Consider the following 23044-nt stretch of genomic DNA (forward strand, 5'->3'; position numbering starts at 1 on the left):
GGCCGCTTCAGGCCCCCAGCATGCCCGTCATCCAGGGCGGATTGCGCCCCAGGCTGCCGTCGCTATCCGGGCCCGCATCGTTTCTGGATGCCAGGGTGCCGTAGCCCGCGATGTCATTACCGTCGCGATGCGCCCCCGGCCGTTTTGGCGCGTCATGGACCAGCGTCTTGGTGGCGGCAACCGCGTCGGGAGCCGTCAGCATGAAGGTATCGACCAGCGCGGCGATGCGCATGTCCAGTGAATCCGGTTCGGACAAGCCATGCACGAAGCCGATGCGCCAGGCTTCGGCGGCGCTGAAGGTCTCCCCGGTCAGGAACCAGCGCGTGGCGTCCCGGGGGCTCATCGCGCGCAGGACGTACGGCGCGATGATGGACGGAATCAGGCCCAGCCGCGTTTCGGGCAGCGCGAACGTCGCCTGCGACGATGCAATCGCGATATCGCAGGCCGCCGCCAGCCCCATGCCCAGTCCCATGCAGGCACCGTGCAGGCGGACGATAGTGGGCTTGGGACAGCGGTAGATGGTCTCCAGCATGGCCGCGCAGGCCATGCCGTCGGCGCGGATCGACGCCTCGCCGGCCTGCGCGCTGCGGCGCAGCCATGCTTCGTCCGCGCCGGTGCAAAAGGCGATGCCCCGCGCCGCCAGGACGATCGCCCGGACCTGGCTGTCGTCGGCCAGGGATGCATATGCGTCGGTTAATTCCCGCACCATTTCCGCGTCCATGGCGTTGCGCACATCGGACCGGGACAGCCAGACCAGCGCGGCTTGGGGCTTGTGTTCGATTTCCAGCGTCTGCAGCATGATGTCTTCCTTTCGATGCCTGCCAGCCCCGCGCCGGCGGCCCGGCACATGGCCGGACGAGGCGCTTGATTGGCGTTGCCGCGCACCGTTCCGGTGTGCGGCAGCCAGACGGTATGCGTGCATCGCTCCGTCGCGCTCTCGCTCGCATTACATCCTCGTTGCGGAAGCTTGACAATCAGCGGACCGGGCTTAAGCCAAACGTCGCAGTCCGCTTTGCGGCGGTGCTGGCAGGGCCTCATCGCGGGCGCGGGACCGCGCGGCGGCTTGCCGGCGGCGTGTCGCGGGCCGCCATCGCCATGTCACCGCCGCGCGCCAGGGCGGGGCTGAACGACTCTTCCATGCCGTAACGGGTACACTGATGGGTTTTCGCCTCGCCTTTTTCGACTCAACGTGATATCCACCGCCAATCTCACCATCCAGTTCGGCCCCAAGCCGCTTTTCGAGAACGTCAGCGTCAAGTTCGGGGACGGCAACCGGTATGGACTGATCGGGGCCAACGGATCCGGCAAGTCCACCTTCATGAAGATCATCGGCGGCGACCTCGAGCCCTCCGCGGGCAGCGTGTCGCTGGAACCGGGCGTGCGGCTGGGCAAGCTGCGCCAGGACCAGTTCGCCTTCGAGGACCAGCGCGTGCTGGACGTCGTCATGATGGGCCACACCGACATGTGGGCCGCGATGTCCGAACGCGACGCCATCTACGCGAACGCCGATGCCTCCGAAGAGGACTACATGCGCGCGGCCGACCTGGAAGCCAAGTTCGCCGAGTACGACGGCTATACGGCCGAGGCGCGCGCGGGCGAACTGCTGCTGGGATTGGGCATCGCGGTCGAACAGCACAACCAGCCCATGCGCGAGATCGCGCCCGGCTGGAAGCTGCGCGTGCTGCTGGCGCAGGCGCTGTTCTCCAATCCGGACGTGCTGCTGCTGGACGAGCCGACCAACAACCTGGACATCAATACGATCCGCTGGCTGGAAGACGTGTTGAACGGCTACCAGAGCACGATGATCATCATCAGCCACGACCGTCACTTCCTGAACCAGGTCTGCACGCACATGGCCGACCTGGACTATCGCGAGATCCGCATCTATCCGGGCAACTACGACGACTACATGCTGGCGTCGACCCAGGCCCGCGAACGCCTGTCGGCCACCAACGCCAAGGCCAAGGAGCGCATCGCGGAATTGCAGGACTTCGTGCGCCGCTTCTCCGCCAACAAATCCAAGGCGCGCCAGGCCACCTCGCGCATGAAGCAGATCGACCGCATCAAGGCGGACCAGGTCGAGGTCAAGCCCTCTTCGCGCCAGAACCCGTACATACGCTTCGAGCAGAACAAGGTCATGCACCGCCTGGCGGTGACCGTGGACAACATATCCAAGTCCTATGACGCGCCGGTCATCCGCGGCTATTCCGCGATGGTCGACGCGGGCGAAAAGATCGCCATCGTCGGGGCGAACGGCGCCGGCAAGACGACGCTGCTGCGCATGCTGGCGGGCGACCTGGCACCGGATTCCGGTTCGATCAAGTGGTCGGAGAACGCCGATGCCGGCTACATGGCGCAGGACGTGTCCGATCAATTCCAGCAGACTGACATCAACCTGTTCGATTGGATGGCCGAGTACCGCCAGCCGGGCGACGACGACCAGTCGGTGCGCTCGGCGCTGGGCCGGTTGCTGTTCTCGGCGGACGATCTGCCGAAGGCGCCGAAGGTGCTCTCGGGCGGAGAAAAGAACCGCATGACCTTCGGCCGCCTGATGCTGGGCCGGCACAATGTGCTGCTGCTGGACGAACCGACGAATCACCTGGATATGGAATCCATCGAATCGCTGCAGTTCGCCCTCGAAAAGTACGAGGGCACGCTGTTCTTCGTTTCCCACGACCGGGAATTCGTGTCGGGCCTGGCCACGCGCATCATCGAAATCCTGCCTGGCGGCGAAATCGTCGATTATCGCGGCGGCTACGAGGACTACCTGGCGTCGCGCGGCGTCGAAGTCTGACGCCGGCGGCTGCGGTACACTAGGGAAAACCCTAGCTATTCGTCTCATGCCGCCCCGCACCGCTACGCGTATCCCGCAGCCTCGCGCTTCCGCCGTGACGCTGCAAGTCGTTTCCATCGTTTTTTTCACCTTCCTGTGCTACCTGGTCATCGGCTTGCCGATGGCCGTGCTGCCCGGCTACGTTCATGGCCAGCTGGGCTATGACTCGGTACTGGCCGGGCTGGTCATCAGCGTCCAGTACCTGGCCACGCTGCTCAGCCGGTCCCACGCCGGCCGCATGGCCGATACGGTCGGGCCCAAGCAGACCGTCATGATCGGCCTGGCCGCCTGCGCGGCCAGCGGCGTGTTCCTGTTGCTGGCGAACGCCTTGTCGAGCGCGCCGGCCCTGAGCCTGGCAGCCCTGATGGTGGGACGGCTGGTGCTGGGCTTCGGCGAAAGCTGGGTAGGCACGGGCTGCATCACCTGGGGCATCGGCCGCGTCGGTGCCACGCACACGGCCAAGGTCATCTCCTGGAACGGCATCAGCACCTACGGCGCGCTGGCGATCGGCGCGCCGCTGGGCGTGCAGCTGCAGGCGCATTGGGGGTTCGGCGCGGTAGGCGGTGCGGTGCTGGTGGCCGGGCTGCTGGGGCTGGCGCTGGCGGCGCCGCGGGCGCGGGTAGCCGTGGTAGGCGGCGCGCGCATGGCGTTTTCGCAGGTGGTGGCGCGCGTGCTGCCGCACGGCATGGCCCTGGGCCTGGCATCGGTGGGCTTCGGTTCCATCGCCGCCTTCGTCACGCTGTACTACGCGTTTCACCATTGGGACGGGGCCGCCGTCTCGCTCAGCGTATTCGGCTGCTTCTTCATCGGTGCGCGCCTGCTGCTGGGCGGCACCATCGCCCGCTTCGGCGGCTTCCGGGTGGCGCTCCTGTCCGTCAGCGTGGAGATCCTGGGCCTGTTGCTGCTGTGGCTGGCGGCGTCGCCCGGGATGGCGCTGGCGGGCGCGGCCCTGGCCGGCTTCGGCTTTTCGCTGGTGTTCCCTTCGCTGGGCGTCGAAGCCGTGAACCGGGTGCCGGCGGGCAACCGTGGCGCGGCCCTGGGGGCCTATTCGGCCTTCCTGGACCTGTCGCTGGGCATTACCGGCCCGGTGGCCGGCTTGATCGTGACGGGTTTCGGCTATCCGGCGATCTTCCTGTTCGCCGCGCTGTCGGCGGCGATCGCCATGGCCATCGCGCTGGGCCTGCAGCGCGATGCCCGCCGTGGCGCCATGGCGCCGCGGCCGGACGCCGGGGAGACGGGACGGGACAGCGGCGCGGCCGTGTCCGGCGATGCCATCGGCTCGCGGCTCCCGCCGGTCCATGCGGCCGCGGCCGTCCCCGCGGGCGGCGACTGACGTGGCGGTTACGCTGGCCGCGACCCACGTCTACCGGGAAACCATCAAGAAAAGCGTTTTCCTGGCGCAGGCCGGACCGGCGGCGGACGTGGACGCGGCCATGGCCTTCATCGCGGGCCATTCGGATCCCGGCGCCACGCACAACTGCTGGGCTTACCGTATTGGCGCCGCATACCGGTTCAGCGACGACGGCGAACCGGGCGGCACCGCGGGCCGCCCCATGTTGCAGGCCATAGACGGGCAGGACTGCGACCGTGTCGCCGTGGTGGTGACGCGCTGGTATGGCGGGATCAACCTGGGGACCGGCGGCCTGGCGCGTGCCTACGGCGGTACGGCGGCGAACTGCCTGCGGCTGGCCCAGCGCATCGAAATCATCGATACCGTCAGTGCCACCTGCGCCTGTTCCTATGCTGAACTACAGCCCCTGAAGTCGCGGCTGGCACAGGCCGGCGCTACCATCACGCGCGAGGCCTTCGGCGCTGGCGGCGTCGTGCTCGCCGTGTCGGTGCCACGCCATGCGCTGGATGGGCTGAACGCCTGGCTGGTGAACTTCAGCCGCGGGCAGTCAGCGCTGCGCCTGGACGACGGCCCGCACGGCGCCTGAGCATCAGGCCTGGCCGCCTTCGGCGTCCTGCTTCGCTTGCGCGTCGGCGATGTCCTGGTGCACCTTTTCCATGTCAAGTTCCTTGACCTTGGCCAGCAGTTCGTTCAGCTGCCCGGCGGACAAGGCGCCCGGCTGCGAGAACAACAGCACCTGTTCGCGAAACACCATCAAGGTGGGGATGGAGCGGATGCCCAGCGCGCCGGCCAGCTCCTGCTCAACGTCGGTGTTCACCTTGGCGAAGGTCACGTCGGGGTTTTCGGCAGCGGCCTTTTCGAAGACCGGCGCGAAGCCCCGGCAGGGGCCACACCAGGGCGCCCAGAAATCCACGATAAGCGTGCCTTCCGGCTTGATGGCTTCCTGGAAGGAATCCTTGTTCAGTTCGACGATGCTCATTCGATACATCCTTGCCGTGCCTTGCGCGGCGCTTGCGAGTCCCGTGGGCCTCTGGTTGCATACGGCCGCCCCGGATGGCGCCGTAGTGGGTTCATGGTAACTGTCCTGCCTGCGCGGCCTGCGTCATTGCGCAACGGCCGTACCGGCCTGCCGGTCGCTCGGCGTTTCCGCGTGCTTGAGCGATGCCACGATCTCGTAGGATCGCAGGCGGTCCGCCGGATCGTAGAAGTCCGAGACGATCATGACCTCGTCGGCCTCGGTGCGGGCAACCAGCGATTCCAGTTCGCGCCTGACCGTTTCCGGCCCGCCGACGATGGCCGCGCCCAGGCGCTGCTGTACCGCGGCCCTTTCCCATTCGTTCCACACCGTGGACATATCGTCGACCGGCGGTTGCAGCTGCAGCCGGTTGCCGCGCACCAAGGACAGGAATTTCTGCTGCTGGGTAGTGGCCTGGCGGCGTGCTTCCTGGTCGGTATCCGCGGCAATGATGGGTACGCCGATCATGGAATAGGGCTTGTCCAGCACGTCGGAAGGCTGGAACAGGTCCCGGTACAAGCGCATGGCGGCCATGCCTTCGGGCGAGAAGTGGCCGGCGAAAGAGAAGGGCAGGCCCAGCTGGGCCGCCAGCCGCGCACTGAAATCGCTCGACCCCAGCAGCCAGATCGGAATGCTCAGCCCTTCGCCCGGGATGGCGCGTACCGCCTGCGTGGAATGCGCCGGCCGGAAATAGCCGCGGAGTTCTTCCAGCTGCGCCGGAAAGTTCAGTCCGCTGCGCGGGTCGCGGCCCAAGGCACGCTGGGTCAGTCCATCGCTGCCGGGCGCGCGGCCCAGGCCCAGATCGATACGGCCGGGGAACAGCGTTTCCAGCGTGCCGAACTGTTCGGCGATGATCAGCGAAGCATGATTGGGCAGCATGACACCGCCGGATCCCACGCGGATGGTGCGGGTATTCGCCGCCACGTGGCCGATTAGCACGGCGGTGGCACTGCTGGCGATGCCGTTGATGTTGTGATGCTCAGCCAGCCAGAACCGGTTGTAGCCCAGGGCCTCGACATGGCGGGCCAGCTGGACGGTGTTGTGGAAGGCGTCCGCCGCGGTGCGGCCTTGCGCGATGGGCGCGAGATCCAGGACCGAAAACGGAATTGCTGACAAGGGCTTCATGGTTTTCCTCACGCCATATACATGGGGCAGTGTATCGGCGATTTCAAGCACGAGCCCGAGCAACCTTGCCGGCGGACGGGTTGTCCCGCGCGCCGGCAGCGTTCGTCGTCGCGAAACGCGTAGACTCGCGGTCATGATTCCCATCTCACATGACCTATTCCTGGACGAGCGCGAAGTCGAGTTCAGCATGATCCGCGCGCAGGGTGCGGGCGGGCAAAACGTCAACAAGGTGTCCAGCGCGGTGCACTTGCGTTTCGACATCCGCGCATCGTCGCTACCCGATGCGATCAAGCAGACATTGCTTGCCGGCGGGGATCGCCGCATCACCAAGGAAGGCGTGGCCATCATCAAGGCACAGACGCATCGCAGCCAGGACAAGAACCGCGCCGAAGCCATCGACCGCCTGGCCGCGATGATCGCGTCCGCCGCGCGTCCCGTGACGCCGCGCAAGGCCACGCGGCCCACCCGCGCCTCGCAGCAGCGCCGCGTGCAGCGCAAGGTGCGTCACGGCCAGATCAAGCAAATGCGTGGCAAGGTGGCGCGAGATCCCGGCTGACCGGCCGCGGCGTGCAGGCTCCTTCCCGCGTTGACAGGCCTGGACGCAGGTCGCCGCCGCGCGATCGCCGCCTAGGCCTCGTGGGGCTTGCCGGGAAGCCGCACGTTCATTGCCATTCGAACACAGCGCGCGAATGCGATCCCTTGGAGACCGTGGCTTGGTGCACCATTTCCTTGCCGTTGTAGGTCGAGGAAATCTTGTACGAACCCGGGGGAAGCTGGACCAGCAGGTAAGGGCCCTTGGTCGTCGTCTGCAATACCGTCGCGCCCTTGCTATCGGTGATGGTGACCGGAACGTCGGCGGTATAGACGCTCTCGGTCCCCTGGCGCTGCGCGAACAGCAGGGTGAGCGAATAGTCTTTTTCGGCGGCCTTCATGGAATCGGATTCATCCTGCCCGACCCCGCCGCTGACGAAGGTGACGGGACCCTGGTGCTGCACGGGCGGCATATCGGCGTAGGCGACGGAGAGCCCGGCGCCGAACATCAGCATCGCGGCCAGCGAGCGGCGAAAACGGATTGTTTTCATCATTCTGCTCCTATGAACAAATCAAAAAGGACTGCCCTAAGCCAGGCAGCAGGCGCGCAGCACGGACGGACAGCAAGCCCGGTACCCGATGCGCACTCATTTTGAGCGTGCCGCAGGCGTTAAAGTTCTGCGGCCTTGCGTATACGGATGTGTATGCGCCGGCCGGCGGGTCAATGCGATTCCAGGTCCCAGTTGGAACGCCCCGCGGGCGTGCCGTCCGGCGCGAAGCGCCGTTCGTACAGGGCGCAATGCTCCTGGCCCACCAGCATGACGGTCGACGATCGCGTGCCGTAGGTCAGGCCGACGATGAAGGCGCTGCTGAGAAACCGTTCGCGTTCCAATCCTATGCCCGTATCGGGCAGCTCGGCATCCAGGGCGGTGGAGCGGTCCCCCAAGGCATCGAACAAGGCCTCCACGTCCGGCGTCGGACCGGCGCGCAGGATCTGCGTGAAGGCTGCCTTGGTGCGGGCCAGCTTGGGCCATGGCGTGTCCAGCAGATGGTTGGACAGGGCATAGATCCCCGCCGCTAGCGCCTGCGGCGACCCGCCGCGATTGCTGTAGTACCAGGTGCTGTCCCGATCGCCCACGATGAGATTGAAGCCGTTGTAGTCCGCGCCCTTTTCGGCGACCTGGGCCGCGTAGTCGGCAGGCGCCGCGGCGCCGCGCAGGAAGTCTTCCACCAGTTTGCCGCGCGAAGGCGCATGTGCCCGGATGCTCATGGGATCGCGGTAGTTGGTGACCAGCGCGTAGCGCCCGTCGCGGGTCATTCCCATCCACGAACCGCCGGACTGCAGATCGCGGCCCGCGATGATGTTCGGGTCGTCCTTCCACGGGGCCGCCGCGGCGGTGGGGCGCGCATGGTATTCGTCGCGATTGGCGGCGATCACCACCGGCAGCTCGGGCAATACGCGGATCGCGAGGACGGCCAGGCACATGGCGGTGGTGGCCTCAGCTCGGGGGCGCGGCGCCTTCGGGCGCCTCGCCGAGATCGCGTGTGAAGGCGGCGGTCCGGGGCCGCACCAGCGCCAGGTAATCGGCCGCGCGCATGAGGATGGACGCGTCCAGCCTGCCGGCGTTGAAGACGATCTCTTCATGGCGTGTCCCCAGCGTTTCGTCGACCAGCAGCGACAGCGCATCGTTGAAGACGAACGGTGGAATCGCGCCGATCTCGCAGCCCGTGAGTTCGCGCGCCAGATCGCGTGAGGCCAGCGATGCCTTCTTGCCGCCGGCGGTGCGCGCGATGGCCTCCAGGTCGGCCTGGCGGTCGGCCGGAAACACGGCCAGCACGTGGGCGCGCTGCGTGGACGAGAGCTTGACGCGGCAGACCAGGGCCTTGGCGCCCTGGCCGACCGCCGTGCCACGGATCGCCGCGACGGCTTCGGAGCGGCCTTCGGCGGCGTGGCGCAGCAGGCGATAGGGGACGCCCGCCGCGTCCAGCAGCGCGGTCAGCTGGTCGTACACGGACATCTCCGCGGTGCCCGCGGGCGCCGGGCCTTCGCGCAGCGCCGCGTCAGCGGACGGCATCGCCGAACCGGTATTCATGCGTCAGCGCATCCAGCCTGGACTTCAGTTCGGGCGTCAACGTGTAGTCGATCGCGGCCAGCGTGTCGTCCAGCTGTTCCGGCTTGCTCGCGCCGAGCAGCGGCGCGGTGATCACCGGATTGGCCAGCACCCATGCCATGGCCAGCGTCGTGAGCGATACGCCCGCTTCCTGGGCGATGCCGCGCAGCGCTTCCACCGTTTCGAAGGAACGTTCGTTCCAATAGCGGTCCTGGTAGCGGCCCCCCGCGGTACCCAGCGTGAAGCGCGTGCCTTGCGCGGGCTCGCTGTTCGGCTTGTGCTTGCCCGTCAGCAGCCCGCCGGCCAGGGGGTTGTACGGGATCACCGCCAGGCCCTCGGCCGCGCACAGCGGCAGCAGCTCGCGTTCGATCTCGCGGAACAGCAGGCTGTAGCGCGGCTGCACCGACGTGATGCGGGTCAGGTGGCGCACGTCCGACCGGCCCAGCGCCGTGGCCAGGCGCCAGGCGAGAAAATTCGAAACGCCGATGTAGCGCGCGCGCCCGGACCTCACGATGACGTCCAGGGCTTCCAGCGTTTCGTCCAGCGGCGTGGCGTCGTCGTCGGAATGCAGCTGGTACAGGTCGACGTAATCCGTTTGCAGCCGCTTGAGCGAGGCATCGATGGCGTCGAGCAGATGCTTGCGCGATGCCCCGCGCTCCCAGTCCTGCGGTCCCATCACGCCAACGGCCTTGGTTGCCAGGATGTAGCGCGAGCGTTTGCCGGTGAGCCAGCGGCCGACGATTTCCTCGGTGCGCCCGACGGTGTCCGGCGTCCCGCCCAGCGGATACACGTTCGCGGTATCCAGGAAATTGATGCCGGCGTCGCAGGCCTTGTCCAGGATGCGGCCGGCGACGGTTTCGTCCGTCTGCAGTCCGAAGGTCATCGTGCCGAGCGCCAGGCGGGATACCTTCAGGCCGGTGCGGCCGAACTGGATCTTGGGGATGGACATCGCGTGTTCTCCGAAATGGCGCGCCGCGTGGACGCGTTCAGCATCATGCAAGCAAGCGGCGCCTCGCGGGCGCCGGTGAATGGGGTGAACCGCGACGATTCTACGCCCGATATTCCGCCATGTCGCCGGCCGTCCGGCGGATGGAATGGCCCTAGGCGGTCAACTGGTATTGGCGCGCCGTGTGTGCGAAGTCCGCCACGGTGCGGCGCTGCCACGCGGCATCGTGACCCAGTTCCTCGGCGAGGATGCGTGCCACGTCCGGCGCCGCCCGCAGCGCGGCGGCGCTGTCCAGGAAGAGGGCGCGATTGCGGCGCGCGAGCACGTCCTCGGCGCTGCGCGCCAGTTCGAAGCGGGCGGCAAAGCGCACGTGGGCTTCGCTCAGGCCGCTGGCCGGCACCAGCATCAGGTCGGCGCCCGGCAGCGCACGCAACTGCGGAAGATCGCTGCCGTAGTAGGCGTCCGGGGTGCCCGGCCGGGCCAGGCCGGCGGGTGCGCCGGCGGCCCCGTGCAAGGGCAGGTTTTCGGTGCGGCACGGGGCGAAGGGCAGGATGTGCTCGCGCGCGGCCAGGTCCATGACGTCCTGCGCCATGCGCCGATAGGTGGTCCATTTGCCGCCGGTGACGGTGATCAGGCCGGTCGGGGATACCAGCAGGGTATGCTCGCGCGACAGCGTCTTGGTCGCCCCCACGCCGCTGGCCTTCACCAGCGGACGCAAGCCGCTCCACACGCTGGTCACGTCCGCGCGGGTGGGCTTGCGGCTCAGGTAGCGGCCCGCCGTGGACAGGATGAAGTCCACGTCCTCGCGGCTGGCCGCAGGCTCCAGGGGCAGGTCCGCGCGCGGCGCATCGGTGGTGCCGACGATGGTGTGGCCGTTCCAGGGCACGACGAACAGCACGCGGCCGTCGTCGGTCTTGGGAATCAGGACGGCCTTGTCGCCGGGCAGGAAATCACGCGGCAGCGTCAGGTGCACGCCCTGGCTGGGTGCCACGATGCCCATGGCGGAGCGGTCTTCCATGCGGCGGATCTCGTCCACCCATACGCCGGTGGCGTTGATCACGCATTTGGCATGCAGGACGAAGGCCGTGCCGCTCAGGACGTCGCGCGCCGTCACGCCGTCCACGCGTCCGTTGCTCTGGTTCAGTCCCGTGACCGCCATGTAGTTGACGGCCACGCCGCCCAGGTCGAACAGGGTGCGCATCAGGGTCGTGGCCAGCCGCGCATCGTCGAACTGGCCATCGTAATAGAGCACGCCCCCGCGCAGCCGATGGCCGCCGACGTCGGGCGCCAACGTGGGGGCATCGGCCAGCATCTGCGACCGCGACAGCAGGCGGCTGGGTTTCAGATTCAACCGGCCGGCCAGCACGTCGTACATCTTCAATCCGATACCGTAGAACGGTTGGTCCAGCAGGTTGTACGCGGGGACCAGGAAGCCCAGCGGCCACACCACGTGCGGCGCATTGCGGCCCAGCAGGCCGCGTTCATGCAGGGCTTCGCGCACCAGGCCGATATTGCCTTGGGCCAGGTAGCGCACGCCGCCGTGCACCAGCTTGGTGGCGCGGCTGGATGTGCCCTTGGCGAAATCCGCGGCTTCGACCAGCAGGGTGCGGTAGCCGCGCGCGGCGGCGTCCACCGCGGTCCCCAGCCCCGTGGCGCCACCGCCGATGACGATGACATCCCAGGGCTGGGCGGAATCGAGCTGTGTCAACAGGCGATCGCGGGAGGGGGGCGCAACGGCGCGGGAGGTAGTCATGACGGGGACGGGCGAGAGGGTGTAGGGACGGTGATTTCGCAGCGCACGCCGGCTTCGCGCAGCACGGCCGCGATGGCTTCCGGAATGGGCTGGTCGGTGAACAGGCGGTGGATGCGCGATACGTGGGCGACTTCGACCATGGCCTGGCGTTCGAACTTGCTGCGGTCGGCGGCCAGCCAGACTTCGCGCGATTGCGCGATGATGGCCCGCGACACGCTGACTTCGCGCAGGTCGTAGTCGCGCAGCGTGCCGTCGGCTTCGATGCCGGATATGCCGATCAAGCCGATATCGACCTTGAAACGGCGGATGAAATCGATGGCGGCGTCGCCCACGATGGCCCGATCGCTGGCGCGCATCAGGCCGCCGGCCACGATGACTTCGCAATCGGGATTCGCGGCCAGGATGTCGGCCACGTGCAGGTTGTTGGTGATCACGCGCAGCCCGCGATGGTTCAGCAGCGCGCGGGCGATCGCTTCGGTGGTGGTGCCGATGTTCAGGATCAGCGAACAGCCCTCGGGCACCTGCGCGGCCACGGCTTCGGCGATGCGGCGCTTGCCCTCGGCATTGACGGCCTGGCGCTGCTGGTAGGCGATGTTTTCCGTGGTGGACGAAGCCGCCACCCGGACGCCGCCGTGAAAGCGGGCCAGCAGGCCTTCGCCGGCCAGGAGGGTTACGTCGCGGCGCACGGTCTGCAGTGTGACGCCGAAGCGTTGCGCCAGCGCTTCTATCGAGGCCATGCCCTGCTGGCGGACGGCCTCGACGAGCGCGAGTTGGCGGGGATTCAGGTCCATGAAGGGATCATAAACGAACAAAATCGAAAACTAAAGAACGAACTCGCGCATAAGCGCCTCGCGCGTCCCTTGCGCACGAGAGAGGCCGCAGCTTTTGCTTACGTGCGGCCTCGGGCCGCCGGCAGTGCCACCGCAGGTAACCTCCCGGCGCCCGATTCCCTCCGCTCACGCGGCGCGCGCCGGCGACGCTTGTGACGGATCGGCTCAATTTGACACGTCCGGCGACGAACGCGGGCACGCCACCGCGCGTATGCTGCCCGGCGGCTACCTTCCACCATGTGGTTGGGTTGACTGGGCCATCCCCCCGGCGGGTATGATCGCTGGATAAACGAGCGCAGGCATGCGCGGTCTTCATGACGCGCCGATGACCGCGCCCCCGGCTCGCGACAGAGCTTATCGGTGCCACCGCGCCGCGACAGATTGACGCTTCATCAATAAATCAGGAGATTGCGAATGAACCGACCCCTCGATGGACTCGTAGCCGCGCTCGATGTGCCGGCCTATGTGCGGCACCGTAAACTCGTCGACTGGGTCGGCGAATTCGTGGCGCTGGCCAAGCCCGATCGCGTGGTCTGGTGTGATGGCTCGCAAGAGGAGTATGACCGTCTGTGCGAGCAGATGGTCCAGGCCGGCACGCTGCGTCGCCTGAATCCGGAAAAACGCCCGAATTCCTATTTGGCCTTGTCCGACCCCGGTGATGTTGCCCGCGTCGAGGACCGCACCTTCATCTGCACCGAGGACAAGGCCGATGCCGGTCCGAACAACAACTGGGCGGCGCCTGCCGAAATGCGCGCGACGCTGAACAAGCTCTTCGACGGTGCCATGCGCGGCCGCACGCTGTATGTGGTGCCGTTTTCCATGGGGCCGCTGGGTTCGCCGATCTCGCACATCGGCGTCGAGCTGACCGACAGCCCCTATGTGGTCGTCAGCATGCGCATCATGACCCGCATGGGCAGCAAGGTGTACGACGTCCTGGGCGACGACGGCGAGTTCGTGCCCTGCGTCCATACCGTGGGCGCGCCGCTGGCCAAGGGCCAGGCCGATGTGTCCTGGCCGTGCAATCCCACCAAGTACATCGTCCATTACCCCGCCACGCGCGAGATCTGGAGCTACGGTTCCGGCTATGGCGGCAACGCCCTGCTGGGCAAGAAGTGCTTCGCGCTGCGTATCGCTTCGACGATGGGGCACGACGAAGGCTGGCTGGCCGAACATATGCTGATCCTGGGCGTGACCTCGCCGGAGGGCAAGAAGCATCACGTCGCCGCCGCCTTCCCGTCCGCCTGCGGCAAGACCAATTTCGCCATGCTGATTCCGCCGGAAGGCCTGAACGGCTGGAAGGTGACCACCATCGGCGACGATATTGCCTGGATCAAGCCCAGCAAGGATGGCAAGCTGCACGCCATCAATCCCGAAGCCGGCTACTTCGGCGTGGCGCCGGGCACGGGCGAGAAGACCAACCCGAACGCCATGGCGACCCTGCGGGCCAACTGCATCTTCACCAACGTGGCGCTGACCGACGATGGCGACGTCTGGTGGGAGGGCATGACCGAACAAGCGCCCGCGCACCTGATCGACTGGCAGGGCAATGACTGGACCCCGCAGATCGCCAAGGAAACCGGCCGCAAGGCGGCGCATCCGAACGCGCGCTTCACGGCGCCCGCTTCGCAATGTCCGTCCATCGATCCGGAATGGGAGAACCCGCAGGGCGTGGTCATCGACGCGTTCATCTTCGGCGGCCGCCGTTCCACCACCGTGCCGCTGGTGACCGAGGCCCGCAATTGGGAAGAGGGCGTCTACATGGCCGCGACCATGGGCTCCGAAACCACCGCCGCCGCGGCGGGCCAGCAAGGTGTGGTGCGCCGCGATCCCTTCGCCATGCTGCCGTTCTGCGGCTACAACATGAGCGACTATTTCCAGCACTGGCTGAACCTGGGTGAAAAGCTCGCCAAGGCAGGCGCCACGCTGCCGCGCTTCTATACCGTGAATTGGTTCCGCAAAGGACCGGACGGCAAGTTCGTGTGGCCGGGCTTCGGCGAGAACATGCGTGTGCTGAAGTGGATGCTCGAACGCATCGAAGGCAAGGCGCAGGGCCAGGAGCATGTCTTCGGCGTGTCGCCGCGCTATGAAGACATCGATTGGACGGGCCTGGATTTCAGCGCGGAGAAGTACAAGCTGGTGTCGTCCACCGACGGCGCGTCATGGCGCGATGAACTCGGCTTGCACGAGGAGCTGTTCACGCAGCTGTCGGAACGCCTGCCCAAGGCGCTGCCGGACACCAAGCAGCGCATCGAGGACCGCCTGGCCGCCTGACCCGACCCCACCACGGAAAGCCGCGGGGCCTCGCATCGTCGTGATGCGAGGCCCCGCTTGCATATCAGTTCCACCGTGCATCGCATCGCAAAGCCCACGTCGCAAGAAACAGGTGCCGCTCGATCGGGGACGCCGCGGATCCGGCTTCGCCGGTCCGCCAGCGTCGCCCCCCTTGAGGGGGGAAGCGCGCAGCGCTTCGGGGGGAGGGCCTCTCGTCTACAGCAGCGTTTTTTCCATGAACACGCTCAGCGGGTCGGGCAGATAGTCGCCGAAGGGCGCGATGTCCCGATAGCCGCTGGTCCGGTACAGGCCCAGGGCCTCGGGCTGGTAGATCCCCGTTTCCAATCGCAAGGTGGCGATGCCGCGCCGGCGCGCGTGGTCTTCCAGGCATTCCAGCAGGCGGCGGCCCAGCTTGATGCCGCGCACTTGCGGGGCGACGAACATGCGCTTGATTTCCGCGCTGCCGTCCAGGGCCGGAACTAGGGCGCAGCATCCCAGGGCGGCTCCGTCACGGCGGGCAACGAAGAAATCGATGCCCGGCTGTTCCAGCGCGCCGGCGTCCAGGATGTGGTTGCTTTCCGGTGGATACAGCCCGTGCAGATAGGCATCGGCCTGCGCGAGCAGCGCCAGCACGTCGTGCTGGCGCGGCGATTCCAACGCGATCGCGGCGTGCTCAGTCGTCCAGGTCGAGGTCATCTTCCTCGTCTTCCTCGTCCTGTTCCAATGCGTCGTAGCCCTTCCAGGTGATGCGCCACATGGCGTCCTGCCCCGTGGTGCTTTCGGTCAGCTTCTTGGCCAGGCCCGCATCGGCCAGCAGCTCGAGGTGATGGTTCACGGCCTCGGGCGTGGCGTCGTCGATATCGAGCTCCTGCACGGCGGCCGTCACGTCGCGGCCGCTCAACACCGACGCTTCGGCATCGCGGAATGCGCCCAGGATGGTTACGACCAGATCGAAATTGCGTTGCATGGCGACACCTCGTATGTTGGCGCGCCGTAACGGCGCACCCTAAACGTTAACAGATGCGCCGTTATCGGAATGTCACGGGTATGGTGCGCCGCAGGCCCAGGCAACCGCGCCGGTATAGTCCGCGGGCAGGGGCAGCAGTCGCAAGTGCAGGGACCGCAGCAGATCACGGTCCGCCATGCCGGCGTCGTCGCAGTGGATGAAGCGCGCATCGCCGGCAGCGGCATCGGCGCGCACTTCGATGCGCCGCAGCGCATCCGCGATGCCGTGGCCCGTGGCCTTCAAGGCCGCTTCCTTGCATACCCAGTAGCGGTAGAACGCGTCGCGCCGTGCGGTGATCGGTGCCTGTTCCAGCAGGCGTTGTTCGGGCGGGGCAAGGACCGCCGCCGCGAGTGCCCCGATGTCCAGCTCCGTGCGCAGTTCCACGTCGATGCCGACGGGGCGGCAATCCGAGATGGCGATCAACGCCAGCGCGCCGGAGTGCGCCACGTTGAAATGCAGCGCGGAACCCGGCCAGACGGGGCGCCCCGTGTCCGTATACGCCAATCGGACGGCGGCGGCGTTCATCGCCGGGCCGGCCAGCAGGCGCTTGAGCATCGCCCGCGTCACGCCAAAGCGCACTTTGTCCGCGTGACGCTGGAAGCCTTCCAGCCGCGCGCGTTCGCCGGCGTCCAGTAGTGCGGCGTCCGGCTCCGGTATCGGCGCTTCCAGGTCCAGTGCCAGCCGCCATATCCGCAGGTCCCCCGGCGACCCGGCCAGGGCCAGGGGCAGCACCCTGGCGTGGCCATCCCCGAACGGGGGCGAGCGTTCCGTGGTTCCCATCTGGCGCTTACCGCATCGGCTTTCCTTGGCCGTCGTCTACCAGCCGCGAAAGCGCGGCCAATGCGCCGCGACGCGGCCGGAGTCGTCCCGGATGACGTGATACGCCTCGTGCTGCGCGCCGGTGGCGCAGGCATGGTTGGGCAATATCCGCACCATCGTTCCCAAGGGCAGGTCGGGCAGGCTGGCCGTGCTACCGGGGCGCAGGGCCAGGATGCCCTGTTCCTGGTTGGTCTCGCGCATGACCAGGTCGAGGTAGGGCTTGCCATCGATGTCGCACACCACGCCGTAGTACTGGTCGACCTTCTGCTTGGCCGTGCCGCGGTCGCGCGACATGGCCATCCAGCCGGCATCGACCAGGATCCAGCCCTTGTCTTCCTGGTGGCCGATGACGGTGGTCAGCACGCTCAGCGCGATGTCGTCCTGGCCGCACACGCCCAGGCCCGCCATGAACAGGTCGAAGAACACGAAGACGCCGGCGCGCAGCTCCGTGACACCGGTCAGGTCGCGGCTGAACAGGGCGGTAGGCGTGGAGCCCACGCTGACCACGGGGCAGGGCAGGCCGGCGGCGCGCAGCGCCTGCGCGCACGAGACCGCCGCATGGCGTTCGCGTTCGGCCATGGCCTCGATGGCCTGGGTGGTCTCGCAGTTATAGGATTCGCCGGCGTGCGTCATCACGCCGCGCAGTTCCGCGCCATGGTCGTGCAGGGCGCGGCCGATGGCCAGCAGGCGATCGGTCTGGCCGGGCGCCACGCCGGCGCGGTGCCCGTCGGAATCGATTTCAATCAGGCAGGGAATGCGCATGCCGCTGGCGCGCGATTTTTCCGCGACCGCTTGCGCGCCGTCGACGCTGTCCACCACGATGGTCAGGTCCACGCCCTGGCCCCGCAGCGCGACCACGCGGTCCAGCTTGTTGGGTGCGATGCCGACGGCGTACAGGATGTCCCGCACGCCCGCCTGGGCGAACTGCTCCGCCTCCTGCAGCGTCGAGACGGTGGCGGGGCCTTGCGGGGTGTCCATGACGCGGCGCGCGACGTCGATGGACTTCGGGGTTTTCAGGTGCGGGCGCAGTTGTACGCCGAGCGCGTGGGCACGTTCGCGCATGCGCGCGATATTGGCCGTCATGCGCCGTTCGTCCAGCACGAGGCTGGGGGTTTCCTGGTCGCGCAGCAAAGGCGCGGCGCCGGAGGCGTGGGTCGGCGTGGTCATGCGGTCTCACTCCATGAAAGCAGGACGCATCCGTACGGTCGGCGTCCATTCGGTATCGGGATCCAGCGGCACGACTGGGCGCGGCAGGCGGCGGAAGTCGAAGCGCGACAGGATGGGCGAGGTCAAGCCCGGCGCGTCCACGCTATGGATACGCTCGGGTGGAAAGAACTCGTCGAAAGCGGCGCGGAAGTGCCCGCGGGATTTGACCACAACGGTGCGCGCGGCGGCGATGTCCAGGCCGAACATCTCGAAGAAAGTGGGCTCGTGGCATTGATGGCGGTGGGTGATGACGACGATGTGGATACCGTCCACCGCGATCAGGGCCGAGGCGCCCAGGTCAAAGCTGCATCCCGCCAGCTGGCCGCGCCGGCCCACGCCCTTGCCGTCACGCAGCGCCACCACGGTGGCGTCGGCCTCGAAGGGCTCGGAATAGCGCGTGGTCTCGCTGCGATTGAAGCGCGCGCGCAGGGGCTTGCCCACGCCGGCCGCATGCGCGTCCGCGGCCAGTTCGGGATCCGTGACGACGCCGGCGATGACGCCGCGCGCGCCGGCCTTCAGCAGTGCCTGCAACAGATACGGCGTGTTGCCGCGCGCGCCGCCGCCCGGATTGTCCGCAACGTCGGCCAGCAGCACCGGCGGCCGCGCGGGGTCGCTGCCGGTCGCCACGGCCAGGGCCACCGCCTCGTCCAGCGGCATCAGGCGCGGGAAGAAGGCCGCGCGGTCGCGCCACGCCGGCGTGACCAGGTCCAGCGCCGTGCGCGCGGCCAGTTCGGCATCGCCGCGTGTCGTGACCAGTACCGTCAGGCCGTTCTTGGGTGTATCGCCGTAGGCGAAGCCGCCCACCGCCGATACGTTGACGATGCGCGGATCGTTCAGCGCCTCGGCCTTCTGGATCATGTCCGCGTAGGGCCCCGTGCCCGGCGCGGTCAATAGCTGCGTGGGTGGCGCGCAGACGGGCATGCGCACATGGGCGACCGCCACACGCAGACCGGCCAGCAGTTCACGCAGCACGTCGGCGGCTTCCGCGCCGCGCTCGGCCATGTCGACGTGCGGGTTGCGCCGATAGGAAATCAGCGTGTCGACCTGGTCCACCATGCGGTCGGACACGTTGGCGTGCAGGTCCACCGTGGCGACGATGGGTATCGAAGGCCCGACGATGCGGCGCACGGTTTCGAACACGAGGCCGTCGGGGTCGTCTTCTTCCGTGGTGATGGCCGCGCCGTGCTCGCAGATATAGACCGCATCCACCGGCAGCGCGGCGCGCAGCCGCGTTTCGAACTGCTCCAGCGTGTCGGCGAAAAAGGCGTGCTCCACCGGCCCACCCGATTCCGCATTGGCGAACAGGATGGGCACCGGAGTCCAGTCGGCGGTGGCGTCCATGCGTCGCACGAAGGCCGGAATCTCCGGCGTCATGCGCGGCGCGGGGCTGCGCGCGTCGCGCAACAGGTCCTCTCCGGCCAGGTAGGCGCGCGATACGAAATCCTCTCGCGTCGATACGGGCGCGTAGCGGTTCGACTCGATGGCGAAGCCCAGCAGGGCGATACGTAGCGACATGGCGGCTCAATCCTGTTTTTCGATATGGGCGGCGGTGATCAGGTCGCCCCACTTGCGCTGCTCGGCGGCGATGAAGCGCGCGAAGTCGTCAGGCGTGCCCGGGGTGCCGGGCGACGCGCTGGCATTGGCCAGGTCCTTGGCCAGCGATTCGCTGACCAGGACCTTGCGCAGCGATTGCGACAGGCGGTCCACGATGGGCTGCGGCGTGCCGGCCGGGAACACCAGCCCGCCCCAGGACACATTTTCGTAGCCCTTCAGGCCCAGTTCGTCCAGGGTCGGCATATCCGGGAACAGCGCCACGCGCTGCTTGCTGGTGATGGCCAGTGCGCGCAGCTTGCCGCTCTTGACCAGCGGATAGGCCACCGACGCATTGGTGAAGGTGTAGTCCAGCCGGCCGCCGGCCAGGTCGGACAGCGAGGCGGGATCGCCGTTGTAGGGGATGAACATGACATCGATGCCCGCCATCTGCTTGAAGAGTTCGCCGGCCATCTGGCCGCTGCTGCCAATGCCGGCGGCGCCATACGACAGCTTGCCGGGTTCGCGTTTGGCCTGGGCGATCAGGTCGTCGACGGTGCGGATGGGCGAATCGCCGCGCACCACCAGCAGGTTGTAGACGGCGAACATCTGGCCCACCGGCGCGAAATCCTTGGCCGGATCGTAAGGCAGCTTGTTGAAGAGGGCGGGATTCACGGCCAGCGTATTGATGTTGCCGTAGCCGAGGGTGTAGCCGTCCGGCGCCGCGCGCTTGACCTGGCTCATGCCGATATTGCCGGCCGCGCCCGGGCGGTTCTCCACCACGAAGTTCGCGCCGGTGTCCTCGGCCACGTGCTTCAGTACGATGCGGCTGAGCACGTCGGCCGATCCGCCCGCGGCGGAAGCGATGATGACGGTGACGGGACGCTGGGGCCAGCTTGCGTCGGCCGCCTGGGCGGGAGAACCCGCCAGTGCGAGCGCGCCGGCGGCGAGCAGGATGGTCCAGGCATGGGCAAGGGTACGTCGCATACAACCTCCGGATGGAAACGGGCCGCGACGGCCGTCACGGTTCGGACCCTGGACGCGCGCACCGGATGGGGCGATGTCCACGGACGGACGGCCGCGCTCGGCGGCAATAAGGTAAAGCACGAATCCCCCGAGTATGGACAGAAGGCTAAAGTCTCGGGTTAAACGGCATTGAATCCTTCATTAAGCCGGGACTTAAGGGAGCAAGGGGTGCTGTCGAGCGAAGATCTGCGCTTTTTCCTGACGGTGGTGGCTGCCCGCTCGCTGGCGGACGCTGCCCGCACGCTGGACGTGACGCCCCCCGCCGTCACCCAGCGGCTGGCGGGCCTGGAGAAGCGCCTGGGCATACGGCTGGTCGAGCGCACGGGCCGGCGCATCGCGCTGACCGACGAAGGCGAGCTGATGGCCGCGCGGGGCCGGCGCATCTGCGACGAACTGGGTCTCCTGGCCGATGCGCTGGGCAGCCGCCGGCGCGTCATCGCGGGGCATTTGCGGGTGCTGGCGCCGTTGGGCTTCGGCCACCGCTACGTGGCGCCGGCCGTCGCCCGCGTGCGGCGCGAGCACCCGGAGGTCACCGCCACGCTTACGCTGTCGGATCGGCCGGGCCGCGTCGCGGAGGACGGCTGGGATGTCATGGTGCACATCGGCGAACTGCGCGATTCGGCGCTGGTGATGCAGCGCATCGCCTCCAACCGGCGCATCCTGTGCGCCGCGCCCGCCTACCTGCGGCGGCGCGGCATGCCGGCGCGTCCCGAGGATCTGCGCACGCACGAATGCATCGCCCTGCGGGAAAACGACGAGGACGTCACGCTGTGGCGGTTTACCGGCGCCCACGGGGAAACGGCCAGCGTGCGTGTCGATCCGGTGCTGGCCAGCACGGAGGGCTCGGTGGTGCACGACTGGGCGGTCGCCGGCATGGGCATCATGGTGCGGTCGGAATGGGATGTGGCGGGAGACCTGCGGGACGGGCGGCTGGTGGCGCTGCTGCCGGCCTGGCGCCTGCCGGATGCCGATGTGATCGCGCTGCTGCCTTCGCGCGAGGTGCGCTCGGCGCGGACCTCGCGGTTCCTGGCCTGCCTGCGGGCGGAGGTCGATGCGCATCCGTGGGCGATCCCGGGATGACGCGGCACATTGCCGCGGGCGCGCCGAACCTCTGTACACGCAGGTATACAATCCTGCTCCAAGTGCTCGCGGGACGCGGCGGCCTTCAATAAGCGCGGCAACAGCCGCCCCCCGGGCCGTTTTCGCCACGATTCCCAAACCTGGACCACAGGAGAAAAACATGAAACTCGGCATATCCCTGCTCGGGAAATTGCTGGCAGGCACCGTTCTCTGCGCCAGCACCTTGGCCGCCCACGCCGCCGGCTGGCCCGAACGGCCGATCACGCTGGTCATCCCGTTCCCGCCCGGTGGCACCACCGACATGGTGGGCCGTCCCCTGGCCGAAGCGCTGGCCAAGAAGCTGGGCAAGCCCGTCATCGTGGACAACCGCGCCGGCGCGGGCGGCACGATCGGCGCGGCCTATGTGGCGCGCTCCAATCCGGACGGCTACACCATCTTCCTGTCGACCATCGCGCATACCATCGCGCCCTCGACCTACGACAAGCTGACCTACGACTTCGAGAAGGACTTCGCGCCGATCACCATCGTGGCGTCGTCGCCCAACTTGCTCATCGTCAACAACAAACTGCCGGTCAAGACCATTCCGGAACTGATCGACTATGCCAAGAAGAACCCCGGCAAGCTGAATTTCGGCTCGGCCGGCATCGGCAGCACCGAACACCTGGCGGGCGAACTGTTCAAGAAGATGGCCAACATCGATATCGCGCACGTGCCCTACAAGGGCGGCGCGCCCATGATGGCGGACCTGATCTCCGGCCAGATCCAGATGGCGATCGAAACCAGCGGCTCGGCGATCTCGCAGATCCGCGCGGGCACGGTGCGCGCGCTGGGCGTCAGCAGCGAAAAACCCAGCGCCTACTTCCCGGGCATCCCCGCCATCGACCAGGCCGGCCTGCCGGGCTACACGTTCTCGACCTGGTACGGCCTGGTGGTTCCCGCCAAGGTGCCCAAGGATGTGCAGGCCAAGCTGTACGAAGCCACGCTGGATGCGTTCAAGGATCCGCAGATGGCCAAGGCCCTGGAAACCATCGGCGCGGAGCCTGGCGGCCAGAAGCCGGAGGAGTTCGGCAAGTTCATCGCCGACCAGACCAGCAAGTGGCACGACATCCTGAAGGGCGGCAAGTAAGGCCCGTCGCAAGGGCGTCCGGAAGGGCGGCGAGCAAGCCTCGTCGCGAGGGCGTCCTAAAGGGCGGCAAGTAAGCCGGCGGACGCGGTCCGGGGCTTCCCGCCCTGGCGCGCAAGCGCCGCCGATATGGCCGCCGGTGCATCCGGCGGCCGTTTTCCTTGGAGCCTGGACCATGCATTTCCTACTTGCCTACGAACTCGCGCCCGATTACCTGGCCCGTCGCGGCCAGTTCCGCGATGCGCACCTGGACCTGGCTTGGCAGGCGTCGCACCGCGGCGAGATCGTGCTGGCCGGGGCGGCGGGCGACCCGGTCGACAGCGCGCTGCTGTTGTTCGAAGCGGATTCCCCCGCGGTGGCGGAAGCCTTCGCCCGCAACGATCCCTACGTGATCAACGGCCTGGTCAAGCGCTGGACGGTCAAGCCGTGGCACACCGTGGTCGGCGATCACGCGGCCACGCCGGTCATGCCGGGCGGCGCGAGCTGAC

The 23044-nt window shown here is 67.7% G+C and carries 23 protein-coding genes; 8 read left to right on the plus strand and 15 right to left on the minus strand.

The window, feature by feature from the left end; genetic code table 11:
- Nucleotides 1–7: 7 nt before the first annotated feature.
- On the minus strand, nt 8–799 hold the full coding sequence (locus tag AKI39_RS09925) for an enoyl-CoA hydratase-related protein (RefSeq protein WP_066635037.1): 792 nt from the start codon (nt 797–799) through the stop codon (nt 8–10).
- Nucleotides 800–1189: 390 nt separating this feature from the next.
- Between AKI39_RS09925 and AKI39_RS09930 the strand changes: the two genes are divergently transcribed.
- From AKI39_RS09930 to AKI39_RS09940, 3 genes are read left to right on the plus strand one after another with little or no spacing between them, the layout of a single operon-like run.
- Nucleotides 1190–2794 carry an ABC-F family ATPase gene (locus tag AKI39_RS09930; RefSeq protein WP_066635040.1) on the plus strand — a complete coding sequence of 535 codons (1605 nt, stop codon included), beginning with the start codon at nt 1190–1192 and terminating at the stop codon, nt 2792–2794.
- 46 nt (nt 2795–2840) lie between these two features.
- Nucleotides 2841–4166: an MFS transporter gene (locus AKI39_RS09935; RefSeq protein ID WP_083228748.1), complete on the plus strand. Its 1326-nt coding sequence runs from the start codon at nt 2841–2843 to the stop codon at nt 4164–4166.
- A gap of 1 nt (nt 4167) precedes the next feature.
- Nucleotides 4168–4770, plus strand: coding sequence for an IMPACT family protein (locus AKI39_RS09940; RefSeq protein WP_201258560.1), 603 nt, complete (start codon nt 4168–4170; stop codon nt 4768–4770).
- 3 nt (nt 4771–4773) lie between these two features.
- Here AKI39_RS09940 and trxA read toward each other — a convergent pair whose 3' ends face one another.
- Both trxA and AKI39_RS09950 read right to left on the minus strand, forming a co-directional pair.
- Entirely contained in the window at nt 4774–5163 is a 390-nt protein-coding gene (gene trxA, locus AKI39_RS09945; protein WP_066635048.1) for a thioredoxin, read from the minus strand.
- A 123-nt stretch (nt 5164–5286) separates the two neighbouring features.
- The gene (locus AKI39_RS09950; RefSeq protein WP_066635051.1) at nt 5287–6324 is read right to left on the minus strand and encodes an LLM class flavin-dependent oxidoreductase; all 1038 of its coding nucleotides are present in this window, start codon (nt 6322–6324) and stop codon (nt 5287–5289) included.
- 133 nt (nt 6325–6457) lie between these two features.
- Between AKI39_RS09950 and arfB the strand changes: the two genes are divergently transcribed.
- Nucleotides 6458–6880, plus strand: coding sequence for an alternative ribosome rescue aminoacyl-tRNA hydrolase ArfB (gene arfB, locus AKI39_RS09955; RefSeq protein WP_066635054.1), 423 nt, complete (start codon nt 6458–6460; stop codon nt 6878–6880).
- 106 nt (nt 6881–6986) lie between these two features.
- Here arfB and AKI39_RS09960 read toward each other — a convergent pair whose 3' ends face one another.
- The 6 genes from AKI39_RS09960 to AKI39_RS09985 form a co-directional block, all read right to left on the minus strand.
- Nucleotides 6987–7409, minus strand: coding sequence for a hypothetical protein (locus AKI39_RS09960; RefSeq protein ID WP_066635058.1), 423 nt, complete (start codon nt 7407–7409; stop codon nt 6987–6989).
- A gap of 167 nt (nt 7410–7576) precedes the next feature.
- Nucleotides 7577–8341 (minus strand): NRDE family protein, encoded by a 765-nt coding sequence (locus AKI39_RS09965; protein WP_066635060.1) that lies wholly within the window; start codon nt 8339–8341, stop codon nt 7577–7579.
- A 13-nt stretch (nt 8342–8354) separates the two neighbouring features.
- A complete protein-coding gene (locus tag AKI39_RS09970; protein WP_066642651.1) occupies nt 8355–8873 on the minus strand; it encodes a YbaK/EbsC family protein in 519 nt (172 codons plus the stop codon).
- 43 nt (nt 8874–8916) lie between these two features.
- On the minus strand, nt 8917–9915 hold the full coding sequence (locus tag AKI39_RS09975) for an aldo/keto reductase (protein WP_066635062.1): 999 nt from the start codon (nt 9913–9915) through the stop codon (nt 8917–8919).
- A gap of 151 nt (nt 9916–10066) precedes the next feature.
- The gene (locus AKI39_RS09980; protein WP_066635065.1) at nt 10067–11665 is read right to left on the minus strand and encodes a glycerol-3-phosphate dehydrogenase/oxidase; all 1599 of its coding nucleotides are present in this window, start codon (nt 11663–11665) and stop codon (nt 10067–10069) included.
- Nucleotides 11662–12456, minus strand: a complete 795-nt coding sequence (locus AKI39_RS09985; protein ID WP_066642653.1) for a DeoR/GlpR family DNA-binding transcription regulator — start codon at nt 12454–12456, stop codon at nt 11662–11664. The genes AKI39_RS09980 and AKI39_RS09985 overlap by 4 nt, the downstream gene beginning before the upstream one ends.
- Nucleotides 12457–12909: 453 nt before the next feature.
- Between AKI39_RS09985 and AKI39_RS09990 the strand changes: the two genes are divergently transcribed.
- Entirely contained in the window at nt 12910–14766 is a 1857-nt protein-coding gene (locus AKI39_RS09990) for a phosphoenolpyruvate carboxykinase (GTP) (RefSeq protein ID WP_066635068.1), read from the plus strand.
- A 216-nt stretch (nt 14767–14982) separates the two neighbouring features.
- Here AKI39_RS09990 and AKI39_RS09995 read toward each other — a convergent pair whose 3' ends face one another.
- From AKI39_RS09995 to AKI39_RS10020, 6 genes are all read right to left on the minus strand, one after another.
- Complete coding sequence (locus tag AKI39_RS09995) at nt 14983–15462, minus strand: GNAT family N-acetyltransferase (RefSeq protein ID WP_066635071.1); 480 nt, start codon at nt 15460–15462, stop codon at nt 14983–14985.
- On the minus strand, nt 15440–15733 hold the full coding sequence (locus AKI39_RS10000) for a DUF2513 domain-containing protein (protein WP_066635077.1): 294 nt from the start codon (nt 15731–15733) through the stop codon (nt 15440–15442). Before AKI39_RS10000 ends, AKI39_RS09995 begins: the two co-directional genes overlap by 23 nt.
- Nucleotides 15734–15805: 72 nt before the next feature.
- A complete protein-coding gene (locus AKI39_RS10005) occupies nt 15806–16552 on the minus strand; it encodes a 4'-phosphopantetheinyl transferase family protein (RefSeq protein ID WP_066635079.1) in 747 nt (248 codons plus the stop codon).
- Between the two features lie 36 nt (nt 16553–16588).
- Nucleotides 16589–17758, minus strand: coding sequence for a DSD1 family PLP-dependent enzyme (locus AKI39_RS10010; protein WP_066635081.1), 1170 nt, complete (start codon nt 17756–17758; stop codon nt 16589–16591).
- A gap of 6 nt (nt 17759–17764) precedes the next feature.
- Nucleotides 17765–19312 (minus strand): M81 family metallopeptidase, encoded by a 1548-nt coding sequence (locus AKI39_RS10015; RefSeq protein ID WP_066635082.1) that lies wholly within the window; start codon nt 19310–19312, stop codon nt 17765–17767.
- 6 nt (nt 19313–19318) lie between these two features.
- Nucleotides 19319–20314: a Bug family tripartite tricarboxylate transporter substrate binding protein gene (locus tag AKI39_RS10020; protein ID WP_066635083.1), complete on the minus strand. Its 996-nt coding sequence runs from the start codon at nt 20312–20314 to the stop codon at nt 19319–19321.
- A 207-nt stretch (nt 20315–20521) separates the two neighbouring features.
- On the opposite strand from AKI39_RS10020, the gene AKI39_RS10025 reads away from it, so the two are divergent.
- The 3 genes from AKI39_RS10025 (at nt 20522) to AKI39_RS10035 (ending at nt 23043) form a co-directional block, all read left to right on the plus strand.
- On the plus strand, nt 20522–21433 hold the full coding sequence (locus tag AKI39_RS10025; RefSeq protein ID WP_066635084.1) for a LysR family transcriptional regulator: 912 nt from the start codon (nt 20522–20524) through the stop codon (nt 21431–21433).
- Nucleotides 21434–21593: 160 nt separating this feature from the next.
- On the plus strand, nt 21594–22559 hold the full coding sequence (locus tag AKI39_RS10030; RefSeq protein WP_076879686.1) for a Bug family tripartite tricarboxylate transporter substrate binding protein: 966 nt from the start codon (nt 21594–21596) through the stop codon (nt 22557–22559).
- Between the two features lie 172 nt (nt 22560–22731).
- Complete coding sequence (locus AKI39_RS10035; protein ID WP_066635085.1) at nt 22732–23043, plus strand: YciI-like protein; 312 nt, start codon at nt 22732–22734, stop codon at nt 23041–23043.
- The last annotated feature ends 1 nt before the right edge of the window (nt 23044 follow it).

The organism is Bordetella sp. H567 (assembly GCF_001704295.1).
GTDB lineage: Bacteria > Pseudomonadota > Gammaproteobacteria > Burkholderiales > Burkholderiaceae_B > Bordetella_C.